Origin of the sequence: Saccharothrix sp. ST-888, assembly GCF_000955975.1 — a bacterium.
In the GTDB taxonomy this organism is placed as follows: Bacteria; Actinomycetota; Actinomycetes; order Streptomycetales; family Streptomycetaceae; genus Kitasatospora.
The window spans coordinates 1-410 of record NZ_JYJF01000398.1 but is presented as its reverse complement, the minus strand read 5'-3'; the positions used below and the strand labels follow the sequence as shown (position 1 = coordinate 410).

The following is a 410-nucleotide window of genomic DNA, read 5'->3' as shown; positions in this document are numbered from 1 at the left end:
GCCGTCAGGCGGTGCCCGGCCAGCAGAGCGGCAAGCGCCTCGCGGTCCGCGACATCGCAGGCCGCGAAGACCGGCTCCGCACCCAACTCACGCAGACTGTCGGCGAGTTCTGTAGCACCCTCCGCCTGCTCCCCACGGCGCGAGACCAACAGCAGCCTGCGCGCACCGTACTCCGTCACCAGATGCCGGGCGAACAGCGCACCCAACGTGCCCGTCGCACCCGTCACCAGCACCGTGCCCTCAGGGTCCAGCACCAGCCGCTCGGCCTCGACAGCCGACGGCACCCGCGCCAGACGCGGCGCGAGAGCCTCGCCCGCCCGGACCGCCAACTGCGGCTCACCACAGGCGAGCACACCGGGCAGCGCCCGGAGCGAAGCCGGGTCCTCGTCCAGGTCCAGCAGGACGATCCG

1 protein-coding gene is annotated in these 410 nt (G+C 73.2%); it reads right to left on the bottom strand.

What is annotated here, in order from left to right:
* On the bottom strand, positions 1-410 hold a 410-nt coding region (locus UK12_RS33270), incomplete at both ends, for an SDR family NAD(P)-dependent oxidoreductase (RefSeq protein ID WP_045306946.1).